This window comes from Streptomyces caelestis (genome assembly GCF_001279005.1).
Taxonomy (GTDB): Bacteria; Actinomycetota; Actinomycetes; order Streptomycetales; family Streptomycetaceae; genus Streptomyces; species Streptomyces heliomycini.
In genome coordinates this window covers 134,893-154,362 of sequence record NZ_LGCN01000120.1, presented here as the reverse complement: position 1 = coordinate 154,362, position 19,470 = coordinate 134,893, and the positions used below count along the sequence as shown (strand labels likewise).

Below are 19,470 nucleotides of genomic sequence, written 5' to 3'. Positions count from 1 at the left end.
CGGGCGGTGGCCGCCGCGCTCCGTGGTCCGTTAGTGTCCGAAGAGGCGCCGGTGGCCGTGGACGGGCTGCGTCCCCCCGCTCTCCCGGTCCTCCCCCGTGGCCGCCACGGGCTCGGTCACCCGGACCCGGCGTTCATGGTGCCACCGCCTCAGCCCGCCGGCGAGCGCGGCGAGCCCCGGACAGAAGATCAGGGCCAGGGCCACACCGGAGGGGGAGAGCCCCGGCGGGCTGAGCGTCGCTGTCCGGTTGCCGAACACCTCCACCGTGTCCTCGGGTCCCCGGAGAAGTTCTCCATGACGACGACGGCCGTGAAGGCGGCGGTGGCCGGCGCCGGCGGGAGCAGCGACACGGGCATCGCTCTCACCTCATGATGCGGCCTTTCCGGCCGGGGCCCCGGCGCCGGGTCCCCCACACGAGCGGCCGGTGACGGTCTCCCAGTCGGCCGTGCGGTCGCACCAGCGGTCCAGGAGGGTCCGGTCGTGGCCCACGGCCAGCAGGCCCGCGCCGGTCGAGGCGCGGTAGTCCTCGACGACACCGACCAGTGCGGCCGTGGTCGACGCGTCCAGCATCGCGGTCATCTCGTCGCAGATCAGCCAGCGCGGGCGGAGCACCAGCGCACGGGCCACGCACGCGCGTTGGAGCTGGCCGTCGCTGACCTCGTGGGGGCGGCGGGCGAGCAGGTCGGGGGTCAGGCCGACGGTTTCGGCGAGTTCGGCCATCCGGACGGGGACGGCCGCGCGGCGGCCGGTGGCGCGCAGGGGTTCCGCGATCAGGTCGGTGAGGCGCAGGCGGGGGTCGGCGGAGAGCCGGGGCTGCTGGAAGACGACGCCGACGGCGGTGCGCAGCTCGCGCGGGGCGCGGTGGCGCCAGCGGTGCACGGGGGCGCCGTCGAGGAGCAGCGTGCCGGCGTCGGGGCGGTGGAGCAGGGCGGCGACCCGCGCCAGGGTGGACTTGCCGCAGCCGCTGGGGCCGAGCAGGCCCACGGACTCGCCCGGGGCGACGGTGAGGGTCGCGTCCCGGACGACGGGGGCGCGACGGTCGTATCCGGCGGTGATGGCGCGCAGTTCAAGCACGGATGTCCTCCGGGGCGGGGGCCGGGGCGGGGGCCGGGGCCGGGTGGTGGCAGGCGATCGACCCCGTGAAGGGCGGGAGGGCCGTGCAGGCGTCCGTGGCGCGGTCGCAGCGGGCGGCGAAGGCGCAGCCGTCGGGGAGGTCGCCGAGTTCGGGGGGCATGCCGGGGATCGGGGTGAAGGCCCGGTCGGGGAGGGCGTCCAGGAGGCCCCGGCTGTAGGGGTGCCGGGGTCCGGGGGCGCCGAAGAAGGCCTTCGCGTCGGCGAGTTCGACGATGCGGCCCGCGTACATGACCGCCACCCGGTCGGCGACGCGCTCCGCCGCCGCGAGGTCGTGGGTGATCATCAGCAGGGCCCGGTCGCCGTCGGCGTCGACGTGGCGGCGCAGTTCGTCGACGGTGCGGTCCACCAGGTCGCGGTCCAGCCCGGTGGTGGGTTCGTCGGCGAGCAGCAGGGGCGCGTCGCCGATCAGGGCGAGGGCGGTGGCGGCGCGCTGGGCGAGGCCGCCGGAGAGTTCGTGGGGGTGCCGGTCGAGGTGGTCCGGCGGGAACCCGGCGCGCCTCGCGGCCCGTTCGGCCGCGGTGCGCAGGGCCGTGCGGCCCCGGACGCCGGTGAGCTGGGCGACCGTCTCCTCCATCTGGGAGCGGACGGTGCGCACCGGGGTGAGGTGCGCGGCCGGGCTCTGCGGGATGAGACCGATGCGGCGGCCCCGTACCGTACGGGCGAGGGTGCGCTCGTCGGCGGTGAGCAGGTCCAGGTCGCCGAGGAACGCGCCGCCCGCGGTCTGCGCGTTGGCGGGGAGCAGGCCGAGCAGGGCGGAGGCGAGGACGGACTTGCCGCAGCCGCTCTCGCCGATCAGGGCGAGGCACTCGCCGGGCGCCACGTCGAAGCGGGCGTCGGTGACGGCGGCGATCCGGCGGCCGCCCGGCAGCAGGAAGCGCACGGACAGGCCGCGCACCGACAGCACGGGGGGTCGCTCGGTCACAGGGTCAGCTCCGATCGGCGGCGGGGGTTGATCCGCTCCCGCCAGACTCCGGCGAGGCCGGCGACGGCGAGGGTGGGGATGATCAGGAACAGGCCGGGGAAGAGGGTCGGCCACCACTGTCCGGCGAGCAGGGAGCCGCGGGCACCCTGGATGAGGGTGCCGAGGCTGGCCGTGTGGGTGGGCAGCCCGAGGCCGAGGAAGGACAGGGCCGACTCGTGCCACATGGCGTGCGGCACCATCAGGACGGCGGCGAGGCCGGCCTGGGGCAGCACGCCGGGCAGCAGGTGCCGTACGCCGACCCGCCACCGGGAGGCGCCGCCGGAGACGGCCGCGTCGATGTGGGGGCGGGAGCGTAGCGAGAGGACCTCGGCGCGCACGATGCGGGCGGTGGACAGCCAGTGGGTGAGGCCGACGGAGACCACCACCGGCCAGACGCCCGGCCGGAACATGGCGACGATGAAGACGCCGAGCAGCAGGTGCGGCACGGAGGAGAAGGTGTCGACCAGGCGCATGACCACGCGGTCGGCCCGGCCGCCGAGCGCGCCCGCGGTGGCGCCGACGGCGGTGCCGATCACCGTGGCGGCGAGCGCGGCCACCACGCCCACGAGGAGGGAGACCCGCAGCCCGTACACACAGCGCAGCAGCAGGTCGCGGCCCACGTCGTCGGTGCCGAAGGGGTGGGACCAGGACGGCGGCAGGAGTTTGGCGGCGAGGTCGACGGCCTGCTGGTCGAGCCGGACCAGCGGCGGTACGAGGAGCACCGCGAGGACCGTCACGGCGACCAGGGTCGCGGAGATCCGCAGGCGCAGGGTGTGGGTGGAGCGGCGGGCGGCGCCGTGCGCGCGCCACGCCGGCCCCGCACCCGGCCCCGTCTTCGTCTTCGTCTTCGTCACGGCGGTGGTGTCAGCCATGGTGGTCACATCTCATTCAGCTTCACCCTCGGGTCGATCAGTCCGTAGAGCAGGTCGGCGAGGAGGTTTCCGGCGAGGACGGCGGCGGTGGCGAGGGTGGTCAGCGCGGCCAGCAGCGGGAAGTCGACGGAGGTGGCCGCCTCCACGGTGGCCGCGGCGATGCCCGGCCAGCTGAACACGGTCTCCACCAGCAGGGCGCCGGTGATGAGTTCGGGGACCCGGGAGCCGATCAGGGTGAGCACGGGCAGCAGTCCGGAGCGCAGGGCGTGGCCGAGCAGGACGCTGCGTTCGCTCAGGCCGCGGGCGCGAGCGCCGCGCACGGGGTCCTCCGCGAGGGCGTCGCCGACGCCCTGACGGACGTAGAGCGTGAACCAGGGCAGCTGGGAGACGGCGAGGACGCCGGCGGGCAGGACCAGGTGGCCGGCGACCTGGCCGAAGGTGACCCGGTCGCTGCCGGTGTCGGTGAGGCCGCCGGCCGGCAGCACGTCCAGTTCGAGGGCGAACAGCCAGACGGCGAGCAGCGCGATCCAGAAGACCGGGGCGGCCTCCAGGGCGTACGCGAGGGAGGTGACCGTGCGGTCGAGGAGCGAGCCGGGACGGCGGGCGGCGAGGACGCCGAGCACGGTGCCGAGCAGGACGGCGACGGCGAACGCGACGGCGCACAGCAGGGCCGACCAGACCAGCCGCTCGCCGATCACCTCGGCCACGGGCTGGCGCATGACGGTGGACCGGCCGAGGTCGCCGCCGAGCGCGGAGGTCAGCCAGTCCCACCAGCGGGCGGTGAAGGGCCGGTCCACGCCGAGGTTCTCCCGCAGCCGGTCCAGGGTCTCCTGGTCGGCGCCGAGCGCGGCGGTGCCGGCGTACGCCTTGACGGGGTCGAAGGGGGAGGCGGCGGCGACGGCGAACACGCCGAAGGTGACGACGAGCAGCACGGGCACGGCGGACAGGGCCCGCCGTGCCGTGAGCCGGGTCATCTCCCTCCAGGGGAGCGCGGTCATGCGTCGGGCTGCCAGTCCTCGACGTTCCACCAGGGGCCGCTGGCGAAGCCGTGCTCGTGCGGTTCGACCTGGGTGGTCAGGCCCTTCCAGCGGTCGGCGAGGACGTACATGTGGTCGATGTGGGTGAGGAAGGTGTAGCCGGGGTTCTTCACCAGTGCGCGCTGGAGGGTGTCGTAGGCGGCCTTGCGGTCCTCGGGGTCCTGGCCGCGGCGGCCGGCGTCGAGGGCCTCGTCGACGGCGGGGTTGTCGTAGAGGGCCATGTTGTTGAAGCCGTCGCCGGCGAGGGAGGAGTGCAGGAGCGTGTAGAGGCCGAAGTCGGGGTCGCCGACGCTGCCGAAGCCGGCGAGGACGGCGTCGTGCTTCATCCGGGGTTCGATGACCTCCCAGGTGGCGCTCTCCACCCGGACGTCGATGCCGGCCTTCTTGGCGTCGGAGGCGTAGGCGAGGGCGTGGTCCTGGCGGACCTTGTCGCCGGAGGGGTAGTAGAGGGTGAAGCGGGCGGGGCGGCCGTCCTTGGCGCGGACGCCGTCCTCGCCGGCCTTCCAGCCGGCCTCGTCGAGTACGCGCCCGGCTTCGGCGAGGTCCCGGGAGCGCTCGACGTCCTTCGCGAACCAGGGGTCGTCGACGGGCAGCGGGCCGTAGGCGGGGCGGCCGGCGCCGTCGAGGATCTTGTCGACCATGGCCGTGCGGTCCACGGCGAGGTCCAGGGCGCGGCGGATCGCGGTGTCGCCGGCGACCGGGTTGCCGGTGGGCAGGGAGACGGCGCGGAAGTCGTACGAGGTCGCCCGGTAGGTCTTCCTGCCGTCGTCGTCCTCGAAGGTGGCGGCGAGGTTCGGCGGGAGGGTCGCGCCGTCGAGGTCGCCCGAGCGCAGCCGGGTGGCGCGGACGTCGTCGTCGGCGACGATCGCCATGGTGAGCTTCTTCACCTTCGGGGCGCCGCCCCAGTAGTCCGGATTGGCCTCGAAGGTGAGCTTCTCGCCCTTGCTCCAGCCGGTGAGGACGTACGGTCCGGTGCCGACCGGCTTCGTGTTGAAGGAGCCGGTGTTGGGGTCCTGTCCGCCCGCGACGTGCTCGGGCACGACGGGCAGCACCGTGCGGGCGGCGAAGGCCGCGTAGGGGTGGTCGAGGGTGAAGACGACCTTGTCGTCGCCGACCGCCTCGACCTCCTTGATCGCGGCCAGTTCGCTCTTGGCGGTGTTGTTGGTCCCGTCGGCCAGCACGGTGTCGTACGTGAAGACCACGTCGTCGGCGGTCAGCGGCTCGCCGTCGCTGAACCTCACGCCGTCGCGCAGGGTGTACGTGTAGGTGCGGCCGCCGTCGGTGACCTCGGGGAGGGCCTTCGCCAGCGCGGGCTTCAGCTCCATGTCCGCGTCGCGGGCGAGGAGTCCGTCGAAGATCTTGGAGTTGCCGTCCTTGCCGTAGCCGAGCAGGGGGCTGAGGGTGTCCGGTTCGGACGGGACCCCGATCACGACGGAGTCGGCGGACGCCCCGCCGTCCGCGCCGCCGTCGCCCGGCGCCGAGCAGGCGGCGACCGCACCGGCCATCGCGACCGCGGCGGCGGCCCCCCGTATTCGTCGGGTCGTCATCGAACCTCGCTCCATGTTGCCTGGATATGGTTGTTGCATATTAATTGCAGCAAGGTACTGCCCAGGACGGCGGCCCCTCACTCCCTCGCCCTGGTGAGCGGCGCCGCTCCTGTCGAGTGCGCAGGTGTGCGCCGGAGTGCGAGCCGCCGGGCGCCGTCCGCGCGCCCCCGGCGGCCGCTTGTCACCGGACCGCAGCGGGCACTACTGTCGCCACGCCTTGGTGACGGGAAATCGGTGCGATACCGGTGCGGCCCTCGCCACTGTGATCGGGAAGTCCGGCTCCAGTCCTCACGGACGGCCACTGGGTCCTAGGACCCGGGAAGGCGGAGCACGGGCGGTGGTACCCGTCAGCCAGGAGACCGGCCAAGGCGCGTCAACCATCCACGAGGTGCTGGAGAGGGTCTGCTGAGCCATGCACATTGCCGAGGGTTTTCTGCCTCCGGCGCACGCGGTCGCCTGGGGCGTCGCGTCGGCGCCGTTCGTCGTCCACGGAGCCCGGTCGCTCATCCGCGACGTCAGGGAACATCCCGAGAGCACCCTGCTGCTGGGCGCGTCGGGAGCGTTCACGTTCGTGCTGTCCGCGCTGAAACTGCCGTCGGTCACCGGGAGTTGCTCCCATCCCACCGGCACGGGGCTGGGCGCGATCCTGTTCCGGCCGCCGGTGATGGCGGTGCTGGGCACCATCACCCTGCTGTTCCAGGCGCTGCTGCTGGCCCACGGCGGGCTGACCACCCTGGGCGCCAACGTCTTCTCGATGGCGGTCGTCGGCCCCTGGGCCGGGTACGGGACCTACCGGCTGCTGCGCCGGTACGACGTGCCGCTGATGGTGGCGGTGTTCTTCGGCGCGTTCGTCGCCGACCTGTCGACGTACTGCGTGACGAGCGTGCAGCTGGCGCTCGCCTTCCCCGACCCGGGCAGTGGATTCCCGGGCGCGCTGGGCAAGTTCGGCTCCGTCTTCGCCGTGACGCAGATCCCGCTCGCGGTGAGCGAGGGACTGCTGACCGTGCTGGTGATGCGCATGCTGGTGCAGTCGAGCAAGGGGGAGCTGACGCGGCTCGGGGTGCTGGTCGCCTCGGCGGCCGGGCGGAGGGCCGCGAACCCGGCGGAGACGGCGGACTCGGCGGAGGCGGTGACCCGATGAGCCGTCACGCGAAGATCAACACGCTGCTGCTGGCACTCGTGGCCGCGCTCGCCGTGATCCCGCTGGTGTTCGGGCTCGGCGACCACAAGGAGGAGCCGTTCACGGGCGCGGACGCCGAGGCGGAGACCGCGATCACCGAGATCGACCCGGACTACGAGCCCTGGTTCTCGCCGCTGTACGAACCTCCGTCCGGCGAGATCGAGTCGGCGCTGTTCGCCCTCCAGGCGGCGCTCGGCGCGGGCGTCCTCGCGTACTACTTCGGGGTGCGGCGCGGGCGGCGGCAGGGGGAGGCGCGGGCGCTCGCCCGGCTGACGGCCGGTGCGGGCACGGGCATGGACACGGGCGACAGCGGCGGACCCGTGGGCGAGGCACCGGCGGTGACCGCCGGCGCCGGCTCCGGCGGCGTGGCCGGGACACCGGCGGACACCGGGACCGGTACGGCCGACGGCGGCGGGGCCGACTCCCGGCCGCGGGGCTGAGCCTCCGTGCTGCCGATCGACGCGGCGGCCCACAGCAGCCGCTGGCGCCGCCGTCATCCCGTGGACAAGGCCGTGCTGGGGCTGGGCCTCACCGTGCTGGCGGTCTCGCTGCCGCCGTGGCCGGGCGCGGCCCTGGTGCTGGTGACGGCGCTCGCGGTGCTGCTCGGCCCGGCCGGGGTGCCGGCCGGGCGGCTGTGGCGGGCGTACCGGGTGCCGCTGGGCTTCTGCGTCACCGGGGCGCTGACACTGCTGGTGCGGGTGGGCGGGCCGGGCGGGTTCGTGTCCTGGGCCGAGGGCGGGCCGCTGCGCGCCGGGGAGGTGCTGCTGCGCACGTCGGCGGCCTCGCTGGGCGTGCTGCTGTTCGCCTTCACCACACCGATGTCCGACCTGCTGCCACGCCTGGTGCGGGCCGGGGTGCCGGCCCCGCTCGTGGACGTGGCGCTGGTGACCTACCGGATGAGCTTCCTGCTGCTGGACTCGGTGCGCCGCGTCCGCCGGGCGCAGGCGGCCCGGCTCGGGCACACCACCCGGGCGGCGACGTGGCGTTCGCTGGGCGGGCTCGGCGCGACCGCGTTCGTCCGGTCCTTCGACCGGGCGGCGCGGCTGCAGAGCGGGCTCGCCGGGCGCGGCTACGACGGCACCCTGCGCGTGCTGGTGCCCGAGGCCCGCGTCTCCGTCCGGTTCACGGCGCTGAGCGTGGCGCTGCTGGCGGCGCTGGCCGCCCTCACCCTCGTACTGGAAAGGCCGTTGTCGTGAGCGGATCCGTCCTGGTGGCCCTGCGGGGCGCGTCGTTCGCGTACGAGGACGGCCCGCCCGTGCTCAGCGGCCTGGACTTCGAGGTGCGCGAGGGGCGCGCGCTGGCACTGCTGGGACGCAACGGCAGCGGCAAGACGACGCTGATGCGGCTGCTGAGCGGTGGACTGCGCCCGGACGGGGGCGAGTTGACCGTCGAGGGCCGGCCGGTGCGCTACGACCGCAAAGGCCTGACGGCGCTGCGCACCACCGTGCAGCTGGTGGTGCAGGACCCCGACGACCAGTTGTTCGCGGCGTCCGTCGGGCAGGACGTGTCCTTCGGCCCGCTGAACCTCGGCCTGTCCGACGCGCAGGTGCGCGCCCGGGTGGCGGAGGCGCTGGCCGCGCTGGACATCACCGCCCTGGCCGACCGTCCCACGCACCTGCTCTCCTACGGCCAGCGCAAGCGGACGGCCATCGCGGGCGCGGTCGCCATGCGGCCCCGCGTGCTGATCCTGGACGAGCCGACGGCGGGCCTGGACCCGGACGGCCAGGAACGCCTGCTCGCCACGCTCGACGGGCTGCGCGCGGGCGGTACGACGGTCGTCATGGCGACCCACGACGTGGACCTGGCTCTGCGCTGGGCCGACGACGCGGCCCTGCTCACCCCGTCCGGCGCCCACACCGGCCCGGCGGCCGGGACGCTGGCCCGCACGGACCTCCTCGCGGCGGCGGGGCTGCGGCTGCCGTGGGGGGTGGCGGCAGGTCTGTTCCTGCGGGTGCGGGGACTGTCGGCCGACGCGGCCGCCGGTCCCCGCACCCCGGAGGAACTGGCGGCGATGGCCGTCCCCTCCGACCTCTGACCACCGGGCCCCGGGAGCCTCAGACGGCCGAGCGGAAGGCGGGCAGGTAGCCGCTCGACTGGCCGACGGCCTTCGGGTGGTAGGAGTTGGCGACCGGGACCGTCACACTGTGCAGCCACGCGTCGCCCGAGCAGAGCTCATGCCCGGTGAACTCGTCCACCACCGACGAGAAGGCGAACCCGGCGTCGGCCGCCCGCTTCGCGAGCACCCCGTTCAGCACGTCCGAGGCGTTGTTGAGCGCGCCGCGCTCGGTCTCGGTGAGTCCCGCGACGCAGCTGCCCGACAGCTTGTAGAAGCGCGGGTATCCGAGGACCACCACGCGCGCCTGCGGGGAGCGGGAGCGGATGCCGGCGTACAGCGAGTCGAGCTTCCCCGGAAGGGAGTCCCGCATCTGCGAGACGGCGGTGTTCACGCGGCTGACGCAGGTGGCCTCGCTCCGCAGCACGCAGGTCTGCATGACGTCCGCGAAGCCGACGTCGTTGCCGCCCGCCGTGACGCTGACGAGGGTGGTGGACGAGGACAGCGCGCCCAGCTGGGTGCCGGCCACGCTCGTCGTCGTCGCGCCCGAGCAGGCGACGAACCTGAACGACGAAGGGGAGTTGGCGTTCCTCCACAGCTGGGGGTAGGCGTTGGCGCTGCGCTTGCAGTCACCGCTCTCGGACGTGTAGCTCCCGGCGCCCACCCCGGAGGAGTAGGAATCGCCGAGAGCCACGTAGTCGTGGCCTGCGGCCGAGGCGGGTCGCGCCAGGCCGAGTGCGGTCGCGGCACCCAGGATCAGGGTGGCGAGAGTTGCTCCGAGGGAACGCGTTGACACGTGTCTCCGCCCTTCACGCACGAAACTCACGGGGATGGTCGAGGAAGCAAGAAGGGTTGTAGCAGTCCGCGATACCGCTCGGTGGCTCCCGCGCGGAAAGTCATCCGGAATGACCCGAATACTGCTGCGGCCGAACCGGCTCCGCGCGGGAACAAACCCCTGAACCACCGTCTGATCAGCGAATTACCCGCGCGCTTCGCCCCCGCACCCCGCGCCCCGCGCCCCGGCTCAGTCGCCGCCTTCCGGCCCGGCGTCCCGGCGCCGCGACGGGCCGGTCAGGAGGCGTCGGGGGTCGGCGGCGCGGGTGATGGCCGACTCGACGGCGGCGATGCGGTCGCCGAGGAGGGCGAGGGCGGCGACCGCGCGGGCCAGGGCGTCCTCGTCGGGGCCGGCCGGGGTCAAGGTGCGGACGTGGGCCGCCTTCAGCTCGGTCCAGCGGGCCGCCCGGTCGGGGGTGAGCGTGCCGCGCAGTTCGGCGAGTTTGAGCAGGCTCGCCTCGGCGCCGGTGGTGAGGGTCTGGGCCTCGGCCGTGTAGTGGTCGTCGATGACGGCGGCCAGCTCGGCGGCGTTCATGACCGGCTGGATCCGCTGAGCGATCTTGTTCATGTTGCGGTAGGAGCCCTGGAGCCGGAACGGCGGCTCGGTGCGGGCGTCGTCGGACTGGGCGGCGGAGGCGATGTAGGCGGCGTTGACGGCGAGGACCGTGCGGCGGGCGGTGAGCAGGTGGCGCAACACCGCCAGGACGCGGTCCAGTTCGGTGGGGGCGTAGGGGTGGACGAGGCGGTCGGCGCGGGCGGTGGGGTCGTTCCCGGCGAGGCGGATCAGCAGGTCCAGGTCGGCGCGGTCGCGGCCGGCGAGCGGGGCGAGCACCGGGTTGGCGGTGAGGGCGTTCTCCACGAAGCTGAGCGCGAAGACGTCCTCCTTGCCGGTGAGGACGTCGCCGAGGTTCCACACGTCGGCGCGGTTGGCCAGCATGTCGGGGACCCGGAAGGCCTCGCCGGACTCGGTGTAGGGGTTGCCGGCCATGCAGACGGCGAACCGCTTCCCGCGCAGGTCGTAGGTGCGCGGCTCGCCCTCCCACACGCCCTCCATCCGGCGCGTGGCGTCGCACAGCGGGATGAACTTCTGCAGCAGTTCGGGCGAGGTGTGCTGGATGTCGTCGAGGTACAGGAGGGTGTTGTTGCCGGCGGCCAGCGCGAAGTTGATCTTCTCGATCTCCCGGCGGGCGGTGGCGTTCGGCGCCTCGGCCGGGTCGAGCGAGGTGACCGCGTGGCCGAGCGCGGGGCCGCTGATCTTCACCAGGACCAGGCCCAGGCGGTCGGCGACGTACTCCATGAGGGTCGTCTTGCCGTAGCCGGGCGGGGAGACGAGCAGCAGCAGGCCGCCGGCGCCGGTGCGGCCGGACTCCCCCGTGGTGCCGAGCTGCTTGGCGAGGCTGTCGCCGATCAGCGGGAGGTAGACCTCGTCGACCAGCCGGTTGCGGACGAACGACGCCATCACGCGCGGCCGGTGGTCGTCCAGCCGCAGCCGGGTGCGCTCGGCGGTCACCAGGGCGGTGCGGCGGCGCTGGAAGGCGCGGAAGGCCGGTACGTCGCGCTCCCTGAACTCCTCGGTGCGGGCGAGGAACTCGTCCAGGCGGAGGACGAGGCGGCGGTCGGTGATCCGGGGGTGGGTGCCGAGCAGGCCCTCCGCCGTGGCGGTCAGGGGCGCGTCGGACGTGTGGCGGGGGACGTCCGGGCAGAGTTCGGCGGCCACGGCTTCCGCGAGGTCGCCGGCGGTCGGCCGTTCTCCGGTGGTCGCGGCGTACGCGGTCAGCCAGGCCTCGACCAGCTGGCGGCGGGCGGTGAGACCGGCGAGGGCGGGGAGGTCGTCGGCGTAGGCCTCGGTGGCGACCTCGCGGCGGAACGTGTCGAGGAGCGCGCGGGTGCGGGCACCGAGGACGAAGCCGTCGGGTCCGGTGGTCAGTTCGTCGAGGAGGTACGCGGCGCAGGCCTCCGGGCGGACGGGGGCGGCGGCGTCCCAGTCGCGTACGGCCCCGGCGAGTTCCGTGCGCAGCGCGTCGAGGGCGGGCGGGGGCCCGAAGGCGTCGCGGACGCGGGCCAGGGAGCGGGCGCGGCGGGTGAGGTCGGCGCGTTCCCCGTCCGTGGCGCCGTGCGTCCAGTACAGCAGGGCGTGGGCGCGGGCGGCGGGTTCGTGGCGCAGCAGGCCCGCGCCGTCGTACAGGGGCAGGAGGGCGGTGAGGATCGCGGTGGCGTCGTGGTCGTGGACGCCCCTCTCGTACCCCTCGTCGTACGCCTCCTCGGCGGCCCGGCGGACCAGGGCGGCGAGGTCGTCGGCGCCGGCCAGGGCGGCGGGGCCGTGCTCGTGCAGCAGCCGGGCGGCGAGGTGTTCGGCGCGGTAGACCTCGGGCGACTCGGACGGCAGGTGCCGGTTCCAGAGCGGCCGGTCGGCGAGGAGGGCGGGGTCGGTGACGGGGGCACGGTAGTCGGTGCCGGTGAGGGCGAGCGCGAGGCCGTCGCCGTGCGGGACGACGGTGAGGTCGAGGGGCTGGGTGGAGACGGCGAACCGGTGGCCGCCCAGGCGGATGGCGCGTCCGCCGTCCGCGTAGAGGTCGGTGCGGTCGCGCAGGGCGCGGGCGGCCTCCTGCCGGGCGGAGCGCAGCCGGCCGTCGAGCTCCTCCGCCCGGACCCGGTCGCCGAGTGCGCGCAGCTCGTCGGCGGTGCGGCGGACCTTGGCGACGAGCGGGTCGGAGGCGAAGTAGGTGCTGACCGCGTCCGCGTCAAGGAGCGCGGCACAGCGCCGGGCGACCGTCTCCAGGACGCGGTCGGCGGCGGACGCGAGCTGTTCGGCGCGGCGGGCGCGGGCGTCGGAGAGGCTCTGCTTGCGGGCGGAGAACGCCTCGTAGATCTCGGTGCGCCGGTCGGCGAGCTCGCCGAGGACGTCGTCGAACTCGGCGAACCGGGACTCCAGGGACTCCAGTTGCGCCAGCACCCGGGTCAGTTGCTCGTCGCAGGTCTCCGGGGTGTCCGCCGCCGCGAGGGCGCCGGTGACCGTCTGGCCGAGCAGGGCGAGTTCGGCGGTGAGACCGGCGCGCGCCTCCCGGTCGAGGAGGGACCGGCGGCGGGCGTCGAGGGTGGCGCGGGCGCGGTTGACGCCGCCCATCGCCTCGGCGATCCGCTCCAGGACGGCCGTGCGGACGGTGGCGTCGGCGATGTCGAGCCCGGCGACCACCTCGGACACCGTGCCCAGTGAGTCGGCGAGTTCGTCCAGGCGGGCGGCGACCGGGGCGGCCTCGGCGGTGGTGGCGACCGACTCGGTGTCGGCGACCAGTCGTTCGACGTCCGCGTGGTGGGCGGCGAAGGCGTCCTCGCGGGCCAGGAAGGCGATCGCGCGCTGTCCGAAGGAGGCGAGGTCGGCCTCGGCCCCCTCGGCGAGGGCGTCGATACGGGCGCGGTCCGCGTACCGCATCTCCTTCAGGGTCAGCAGGTGGCCCTGGGCGTGGCGGAGTTCGGTCAGTCCGCTGACCCAGGCGGCGGCCTCGCGGGGCTGCTCGCCGCGCAGCCGGCGCACCACCGTGGCGATCCGGTCCGCCGCCCCGTCGAGCGCGTCGGCGGCCCGTGCGGTGAGGTCGCGTACGGTCTCGAACTCGGCCAGCACCTGGTCGGCGGTGGCCCGCATCCGCTCCAACGGCGTGCGCAGGTCGCCCAGTTCGGTGTCGCCCAGCCAGTGGTGGGTGTCCAGGGCGCGCACGCAGGCGGCCGTCAGGGCCGTGTACACCTCGGTGGTGGGGGTGGTCTCGGCGACGGAGCGGGCCAGGGACAGGCAGTCGGAGACGCCGCGTACCAGGTCGGCGTTGCCGACGCGGGCCAGCGGGCCCTCGCCGACGGGCTGTGCGGCGGCGTGGGTGTCGGAGACGTAGGGCGAGTGCCACAGCTGTACGGGGTGGACGCGGGCGGGGTCGTCGCCGTCGGGGCGCAGCAGGGCGAGGAGCCCGTCGTCGAACAGCGCCCAGCCGTGGCAGGCCATCGGGGTGGCGACCGCCTCGCGGATGAGGTTGTACGACAGCAGCAGCGCGCGTCCGCGTCCGGGCGCGTGGAAGACGTACAGCACGTCCTCGCCGTACGGGGAGCGCACCTCGTGGGCGAACTCCATGCCGGTGGTGTCGAGTTCGTACGTCTTGTGGGGGCCGGCGGCCAGGCAGTAGCCGCCGGGGAAGACGATGCCCTGGTCGTCGGGGAGGCGGCGGCAGCCCTGTCCGATGCCGTCGAGGCGGACGACGGACCGGGTGAGGGTGTTGAAGACCAGGTGACGGGGGTCGGTCTCCTTGTAGGGGAGGATCCGCAGCAGGATCAGGGGGCCGACGCGGGCGTGGGCGATCTCGGCGTCGGCGAGGGACTGCAGGGGCTCGTCGACCGGTTCGCCGTGGATGCCGTCGGGGGTGTCGGTGTCGTTCTCGGTCTTGACGGTGAGGGTGCCGCCGAGGGTGTCGACGAACACCTCGCCCTGGACGGAGACGTGCGGGTGACGGCCGAGGACGTGGTCCTCGCGGGTGGTGGGCGTCCACGCGATGTCGGCGGGCGGGGTGCGGGCGTGGTCGCGGTCGCCGCGCGCGTCCAGGAAGACCGCCGAGCGGCCGTCCTCCGGGATCGTCCAGCGCAGGACGCGGATGTCGCCGGCCTTCTCGCCGGTCTGGAAGACGGCGAGCAGCCTGCCGTCGACCCGGCGCAGCCGCAGCAGGCGCGCCTGGCGGTAGTAGCGGTGCAGGGCGGCGAACTCGCGGACGAATCGGGGGTCGTCGAGGAGTCCGGGGACGGCGTCGTCGGGGAGGGGGTTCAGGTCGCGGTCGTGCGGGGCGAGGACGTCGCCGACCGTGGTGTCGGCCTCCGGGCGGGGCCGGGTGTCGTAGCCGAAGAGCAGCACGTCGCCGACGGCGACGATGTCGCGGGGCACGGCGGTGCGGTCGGTGCGCAGCCGTTCGGCGCCGGTGAGGCGCAGTTCGGGGGCGCCGAACTCCTCGGCCCGGCGGTGGTTCAACGCCTGGGCCCGGCGGGCGAGTTCGGCCGCCTGGGCGGCGAGGCGGTCGCGCAGCACCTGGTAGGCGCCGTCGTCGACCGCCGCCTCGGGGCCGCCCGGCGCGGGGGTACGGGACGCCTCACGGGGCCCGTCGGCGCCGGCCCGCCCACGAGCGGTGTCCGCGCCGCGCCCGCCCGGGCCGGAGGCCGCCCGGGGCCGGTCCCCGTCGTGCGCGCCCTGCGTTCGGTCCGCGCCGGGCGCCCGCTCGGAGCCGCTCGCTGCGGACGTGCCGTGGAGGCCGCCGGTCGCGGCAGCGGCGGGAGCGGCGCCGGTTCCGGGTGTGCCCGGGCCCGGGGTCTCGCGCGGGGCCGTGTTCGTGGGCTCGTGGGTGCCGGTGGTCATGGCTGGCTGCCTCTCGGATGGTGCGGTCGGGAGCCGCCGTCCCCTGTGCGGCGGCTCCCGACCGGAGGGTGGTCAGGCCCTGGCGCGGCCGTTCGGCACGGCCAGCGGTGTGTCCGAGAGGCCCAGCTCACCGGCTTTCTCGATCAGCTCCTCGAACCGTCCGGTGTTCTCACCGCCCTGCTGCATCAGGCGCATCAGCAGCGCGGAGACCGTGAGGTTCTGCACGTCGGCGGTGGAGACGGAGCTCAGGACGCGGCTCAGGTCGTCGGTGAAGCTCGCGGAGCCGTCCAGCCAGGGACCGGCGAGGGCCTGCGCGGTCTCGGAGTGCTGGACGAAGCCGTCCACGCTCTTGCCGAGCGCGATCGAGGAGACGAGACGGTCGAGGAACACCGACTCCCCGCCGACGATGTTGATGTCCGCGTTCTCCAGTCCGGTGGCGAGGACCGTGGCCTGCGCCTCGGCGACCTGCCGCTGCACCTCCAGTCCGGCGAGCCGGATGTCCTTCTCCGCCTCCAGCCGCAGCCGGTACTCCTCGTGGCCGCGGGACGCCTCGTCGAGGGCGGCCATCGCCGCCGCCTTCTCGGTGAGGCCGGCCGCCTCCGCGCGGAGTTTGCCGCCGATGGCCTCCGCGTCGGCGAGGGCCTTGGCCCGCGCCCCCTCGGCCTCCGCGCGCAGCCGGGCCTGGGTGGCCTCGGCCTCGGCGCGGCCCGCCTTCTCGATGACCTCGGCCTCCTTGTCGCGGACCTGGACGGCGGCCAGTCCCTCGGCCGCGGACTCCGCCTGGACGCCCTCGGCCAGCCGCAGCTTGGCCCGTGCGTCGAGGTCGGCGGTCTTCAACCGGGCCTCGGCGAGGGTGAGTTCCTCGGCGGCGCGGTGCGTGGCGGCCTGCTCGGCGGCCTCGGCGGCCTTGATGTCCTTGACCAGCTGCTCCTGCGCCTCGGCCTCCGCGGCGATGATCACGGCCTGGCGCCGGCGCTCGGCCTCCTCGACGGCCCGCAGCCTCAGGATCGACTCCTCCTGCTCGGCGACCGTGCGGTCCACCGCGACCCGTTCCCGGACGACCTCGGCGATCTCCCGCTTCTCCGCCTCGACCTCCTTGTCGGCGGCGATCCTGGTCAGCTGGGTCTCCCGCTCGCGGGCGATGACCTCGAGCAGGCGGTCCTTCTCGATGCGCTCGCTCTCCACGGCGATGACCCGCTCGCGGTTCTTGGCGGCGACGGCGACCTCGCGGGCCTGGTTCTCGCGCTGCACGCCGAGCTGCTCCTCGGTGCGCAGGAAGGCGCTCTGCGCGCGCAGCCGCTCCTCCTCCACCACCCGCGCGGTCTCGGCCTCCTCGCGGGCCCGTACGGTCTCGATCTCGCGCCGCTGCTTGATCTCGGCGTCCGCCTGCCGGCGCTCCAGCTCCAGGATCGCCTCGCGCGCGTCGACGTCCTGCCGGGTGATCTCCTTCTGCTCGTTGCGCTGGGCCTCGTTGGTGCGGACGTGCTCCACGGCCGTCAGCTCGGTGATCTTGCGGATGCCCTGCGCGTCGAGGACGTTGCCCGGGTCGAGCTGGGTCAGCGGCGTCTGCTCCAGGTAGTCGATCGCGGCGTCCTCGAGGTGGTAGCCGCTGAGGTCGACCCCGATGACCTCGATGATGCGGTACCGCAGCTCCTCGCGCTTGGTGTAGAGGTCGGTGAAGTCCATCTGCTTGCCGACGGTCTTCAGCGCCTCGGAGAACTTGGCGTGGAACAGCTCCTGGAGCGTGTTGCGGTCGCTGGCCCGCGCGGTGCCGACGGCCTGGGCGACCTTGATGACGTCCTCGACGGTCTTGTTGACCTTGACGAAGAAGGTGATGCGGATGTCCGCCCGGATGTTGTCCCGGCAGATCAGGCCCTCCTTGCCGGCCCGGGTGATCTCGATGGTCTTCACCGAGATGTCCATCACCTCGGCCTTGTGCAGCACCGGCAGCACGACCGACCCGGTGAAGGTCACGTCGACCCTGCGTACCTTGGAGACGATCAGCGCCTTGCCCTGCTCCACCTTGCGGAACAGTTTCGAGACGACGAGCAGGCCGATGAGTACGAACAGCAGGGCGACGCCGACGAGTACGGCGATGCCCACGGTGGCGGCATCCATGGGACACGTCCTCCTGGTCTGGAATGCGGGCGTAAGTCGGTTGGAGCGGCGCCTCGTTGGCGAGGCGGACGAAGGTCCGGCGGAGGAGGAGACGGCACAGGCGGCGCTGCGGTTCTGCGCCGGTGCGGACGGTGTCCGTCCGCACCGGCGCGCCCCCTGCCCACCGTTCGCCGTTCACGTCAAGGGGGGTGACACCGCTCCCCTCCGGGTTCCGGTGCCGGGCGCCTGCCGGTGCCCGGCACCGGAACCATCCGCGGTGCTCCCCGCGGACCATGCTGCCCGCTCGCGACGCGCTCGCGCATTGCCGGAATCCGGCAACATTCATTAAGGTCTTGATGCCGGTGCGACACAACCGACGCGTTAGGGAAGCGTCAAGAATCGGGGGGAAGACGTGACCGAACGGGAGATTCCGGAGCAGTATCTGGAGGGCTACGCCCACCTTCTGGCCGAGGTCGCGGCCACGGGCAGGCGCCTCAACCGGGACGAGATCGCCTCCCGGCGGGCCCTGGGGGAACGGGCCGCGGAGGCGGGCTTCGGCCTGCGGTCCCTGGTCAGCGCGCACCTCTCCGGCGCCCGCGGGACGTGGCCGCGCGGGGCGGACTCGGCCGACGAGGCGCTCGCGGCCGTACAGCAGGTCGTGGACGCGTTCGCCGAGGGGTACGAGCGGGCGCAGCGGCTGGCGGTGCGTCAGGAGGAGGCGGCACGGCGGGAGTTCATCGACGACCTGCTCTACGGCCGCAGCGACCTGGGGCGGCTGGCGGAACGCGCCGAGCGCTTCGGGCTGCGGCTGTCCCACGAGCACGCGGTCGCCGTCGCCCGGGGCGTGGCCGCCTACGACGAGGGCGACCCGGTGCCGCGGCAGGTGGAGCGCGCCCTGATCTCCCGGTTCGGTGACCGCAGCATCCTGCTCACCACCAAGGACGGACGGCTGCTGTGCATCGCGCCCGGGCACCAGCGGGAGGTGCTCACGTACTTCGCCAAGCAGGCGCACGCCGCCACCGACGGCGGCCAGGTCGCCGTCGGCCGTCCGCAGTCGGGTCCCGGCGGTGTCGTCCAGTCCTACGAGGAGGCCCTCAGCTCACTGGAGATAGCCGAGCGGCTGGGGCTCGACGATCCGGTGCTGCACGCCTCCGACCTGCTCGTCTATCCCGTGCTGGCGCGCGACCGCCAGGCCATGGCCGACCTGGTGCACAACACCCTGGGGCCGCTGACCACGGCCCGCGGCGGCGCCGTGCCCCTCCTGGACACGCTCACCGCGTACTTCGACTCCGGCTGTGTCGCCGCGGAGGCGGCCCGGCGGCTCTCGCTGAGCGTGCGCGCGCTGACGTACCGCCTGGAGCGCATCCACAAGCTCACCGGCGCCAACCCGTCGGACCCCGCCCACCGTTACGTGCTTCAGACGGCGGTGATCGGCGCACGCCTGCTGGACTGGCCCGCCGGCGAGTCGTGAGCGGGGCTCCCGGGTCAGCCCTGGACCAGGGTGATGTCCCGGTTCCCGACGGCGTGGAAGACGGGCACCAGGAGGAGGCCGTCGGGGCGCAGCTCGAAGAGGGTGGCCTCGACGTGGGCCCGGCCCGCCTCGAGGGCGCCGGCGGGCACGGTTCCGCTGTTCTCCCAGCGGTGCTCCTTCCCGTCGCACACCGCCTGGGCGCCGCCGACGGAGTAGTGGACGTCGGACGAGGGCCGGCTGACCGAGGAGCTGACGAGGACCGGTCCGTCGCCGTCGAGGCAGCGGTAGGTACCGGAGAGGGTGACGGAGCCGTCGGCCATCCGGCCCTCCTTGTCCACCGTCACGTACTCCGCGGGCGCGGAGGGGGCGGCCGACGCCGGCGCGGGGGCCGCCGCGGCGAAACCGAGCAGCAGCAGCGCGGAACCGGCCGCGACGCCGAGGACGGGGCGTACGGACATGGGGAACCTCCCGGAATGGGTGGAATGAGTGGTTCCACCTGTACCCGGCACGGGGCCCGGGAGCGGTCATCGTCACCCCTTCGGTGGCGAGTCGGCCCGGCCGCCGGGGAACCGCCCCGGGACCGTCCGGGGGCTGTCACGTTTCCCGGCGGGCGGTTCCGCCGCGGGCGCGGCCCGGGCGCGGTCGGCGCATACGGCCCCTTCGGATCGTTCCACCCATGTGGAGGTGCGCCCTGTGCGCCCACCGGTCCTCCTGCCCCCGTGCCGACGACGCCGCCGCACATGTGGTGGCCGCCCACCCCGAGCGGGGCCGGAGCCTGCCGTGCGACGGTGCGATCGTCTTCGACGACACCGGCGAACCGCTCCCCGACGGCCGGGTGATCGCCCCGCACCGGGCTCCCGCAGACCGGTTCGCGGCCCCCGCCGACCGGCTCGCGGTCGCCGCCTGA

At 74.3% G+C, this 19,470-nt stretch carries 16 protein-coding genes and 1 riboswitch; of the genes, 6 read left to right on the top strand and 10 right to left on the bottom strand.

Annotated elements, in window-relative coordinates:
* Positions 1 to 30: 30 nt before the first annotated feature.
* From ADK41_RS12530 to ADK41_RS12505, 6 genes are all read right to left on the bottom strand, one after another.
* Entirely contained in the window at positions 31 to 258 is a 228-nt protein-coding gene (locus tag ADK41_RS12530; protein ID WP_158717661.1) for a hypothetical protein, read from the bottom strand.
* 108 nt (positions 259 to 366) lie between these two features.
* A complete protein-coding gene (locus ADK41_RS12525) occupies positions 367 to 1,074 on the bottom strand; it encodes an ABC transporter ATP-binding protein (RefSeq protein ID WP_030824406.1) in 708 nt (235 codons plus the stop codon).
* On the bottom strand, positions 1,067 to 2,056 hold the full coding sequence (locus tag ADK41_RS12520) for an ABC transporter ATP-binding protein (protein ID WP_030824403.1): 990 nt from the start codon (positions 2,054 to 2,056) through the stop codon (positions 1,067 to 1,069). The genes ADK41_RS12525 and ADK41_RS12520 overlap by 8 nt, the downstream gene beginning before the upstream one ends.
* Positions 2,053 to 2,967 (bottom strand): ABC transporter permease, encoded by a 915-nt coding sequence (locus tag ADK41_RS12515; RefSeq protein WP_030824400.1) that lies wholly within the window; start codon positions 2,965 to 2,967, stop codon positions 2,053 to 2,055. Before ADK41_RS12515 ends, ADK41_RS12520 begins: the two co-directional genes overlap by 4 nt.
* A gap of 5 nt (positions 2,968 to 2,972) precedes the next feature.
* On the bottom strand, positions 2,973 to 3,941 hold the full coding sequence (locus ADK41_RS12510; protein WP_037803955.1) for an ABC transporter permease: 969 nt from the start codon (positions 3,939 to 3,941) through the stop codon (positions 2,973 to 2,975).
* Positions 3,942 to 3,961: 20 nt separating this feature from the next.
* Positions 3,962 to 5,551 (bottom strand): ABC transporter substrate-binding protein, encoded by a 1,590-nt coding sequence (locus ADK41_RS12505; RefSeq protein ID WP_030824394.1) that lies wholly within the window; start codon positions 5,549 to 5,551, stop codon positions 3,962 to 3,964.
* A 201-nt stretch (positions 5,552 to 5,752) separates the two neighbouring features.
* A riboswitch (cobalamin riboswitch) is annotated at positions 5,753 to 5,933 on the top strand.
* Between the two features lie 30 nt (positions 5,934 to 5,963).
* Between ADK41_RS12505 and ADK41_RS12500 the strand changes: the two genes are divergently transcribed.
* From ADK41_RS12500 to ADK41_RS12485, 4 genes are read left to right on the top strand one after another with little or no spacing between them, the layout of a single operon-like run.
* Positions 5,964 to 6,692, top strand: coding sequence for an energy-coupling factor ABC transporter permease (locus tag ADK41_RS12500; protein WP_030824392.1), 729 nt, complete (start codon positions 5,964 to 5,966; stop codon positions 6,690 to 6,692).
* A complete protein-coding gene (locus ADK41_RS12495; RefSeq protein ID WP_051843108.1) occupies positions 6,689 to 7,171 on the top strand; it encodes an energy-coupling factor ABC transporter substrate-binding protein in 483 nt (160 codons plus the stop codon). Before ADK41_RS12500 ends, ADK41_RS12495 begins: the two co-directional genes overlap by 4 nt.
* A gap of 6 nt (positions 7,172 to 7,177) precedes the next feature.
* Positions 7,178 to 7,927 (top strand): cobalt ECF transporter T component CbiQ, encoded by a 750-nt coding sequence (gene cbiQ / locus ADK41_RS12490; RefSeq protein ID WP_030824387.1) that lies wholly within the window; start codon positions 7,178 to 7,180, stop codon positions 7,925 to 7,927.
* On the top strand, positions 7,924 to 8,766 hold the full coding sequence (locus ADK41_RS12485) for an energy-coupling factor ABC transporter ATP-binding protein (RefSeq protein ID WP_030824385.1): 843 nt from the start codon (positions 7,924 to 7,926) through the stop codon (positions 8,764 to 8,766). The genes cbiQ and ADK41_RS12485 overlap by 4 nt, the downstream gene beginning before the upstream one ends.
* A gap of 19 nt (positions 8,767 to 8,785) precedes the next feature.
* On the opposite strand, the gene ADK41_RS12480 is transcribed toward ADK41_RS12485, so the two are convergent.
* From ADK41_RS12480 to ADK41_RS12470, 3 genes are all read right to left on the bottom strand, one after another.
* On the bottom strand, positions 8,786 to 9,580 hold the full coding sequence (locus tag ADK41_RS12480; RefSeq protein WP_030824383.1) for an SGNH/GDSL hydrolase family protein: 795 nt from the start codon (positions 9,578 to 9,580) through the stop codon (positions 8,786 to 8,788).
* Positions 9,581 to 9,808: 228 nt separating this feature from the next.
* Positions 9,809 to 14,995 carry a DNA repair ATPase gene (locus ADK41_RS12475; protein WP_234318693.1) on the bottom strand — a complete coding sequence of 1,729 codons (5,187 nt, stop codon included), beginning with the start codon at positions 14,993 to 14,995 and terminating at the stop codon, positions 9,809 to 9,811.
* 72 nt (positions 14,996 to 15,067) lie between these two features.
* The gene (locus tag ADK41_RS12470; protein WP_030824379.1) at positions 15,068 to 17,113 is read right to left on the bottom strand and encodes a flotillin family protein; all 2,046 of its coding nucleotides are present in this window, start codon (positions 17,111 to 17,113) and stop codon (positions 15,068 to 15,070) included.
* 391 nt (positions 17,114 to 17,504) lie between these two features.
* Between ADK41_RS12470 and ADK41_RS12465 the strand changes: the two genes are divergently transcribed.
* Positions 17,505 to 18,563 (top strand): PucR family transcriptional regulator, encoded by a 1,059-nt coding sequence (locus tag ADK41_RS12465; protein WP_030824377.1) that lies wholly within the window; start codon positions 17,505 to 17,507, stop codon positions 18,561 to 18,563.
* A gap of 14 nt (positions 18,564 to 18,577) precedes the next feature.
* Here the strand turns inward: ADK41_RS12465 and ADK41_RS12460 are convergent, their stop codons facing one another.
* Positions 18,578 to 19,021 (bottom strand): DUF6299 family protein, encoded by a 444-nt coding sequence (locus tag ADK41_RS12460; protein WP_030824374.1) that lies wholly within the window; start codon positions 19,019 to 19,021, stop codon positions 18,578 to 18,580.
* 218 nt (positions 19,022 to 19,239) lie between these two features.
* Between ADK41_RS12460 and ADK41_RS12455 the strand changes: the two genes are divergently transcribed.
* Positions 19,240 to 19,470 carry a DUF5999 family protein gene (locus tag ADK41_RS12455; protein WP_106979428.1) on the top strand — a complete coding sequence of 77 codons (231 nt, stop codon included), beginning with the start codon at positions 19,240 to 19,242 and terminating at the stop codon, positions 19,468 to 19,470.

Coding starts and splice junctions, on each gene's coding strand:
- ADK41_RS12515 (WP_030824400.1), bottom strand. CDS start 2,967: ATGGCTGACACCACCGCCGTGACGAAGACGAAGACGAAGACGGGGCCG.
- ADK41_RS12510 (WP_037803955.1), bottom strand. CDS start 3,941: ATGACCCGGCTCACGGCACGGCGGGCCCTGTCCGCCGTGCCCGTGCTG.
- ADK41_RS12505 (WP_030824394.1), bottom strand. CDS start 5,551: ATGACGACCCGACGAATACGGGGGGCCGCCGCCGCGGTCGCGATGGCC.
- ADK41_RS12500 (WP_030824392.1), top strand. CDS start 5,964: ATGCACATTGCCGAGGGTTTTCTGCCTCCGGCGCACGCGGTCGCCTGG.
- ADK41_RS12495 (WP_051843108.1), top strand. CDS start 6,689: ATGAGCCGTCACGCGAAGATCAACACGCTGCTGCTGGCACTCGTGGCC.
- ADK41_RS12475 (WP_234318693.1), bottom strand. CDS start 14,995: ATGACCACCGGCACCCACGAGCCCACGAACACGGCCCCGCGCGAGACC.
- ADK41_RS12470 (WP_030824379.1), bottom strand. CDS start 17,113: ATGGATGCCGCCACCGTGGGCATCGCCGTACTCGTCGGCGTCGCCCTG.
- ADK41_RS12460 (WP_030824374.1), bottom strand. CDS start 19,021: ATGTCCGTACGCCCCGTCCTCGGCGTCGCGGCCGGTTCCGCGCTGCTG.
- ADK41_RS12455 (WP_106979428.1), top strand. CDS start 19,240: ATGTGGAGGTGCGCCCTGTGCGCCCACCGGTCCTCCTGCCCCCGTGCC.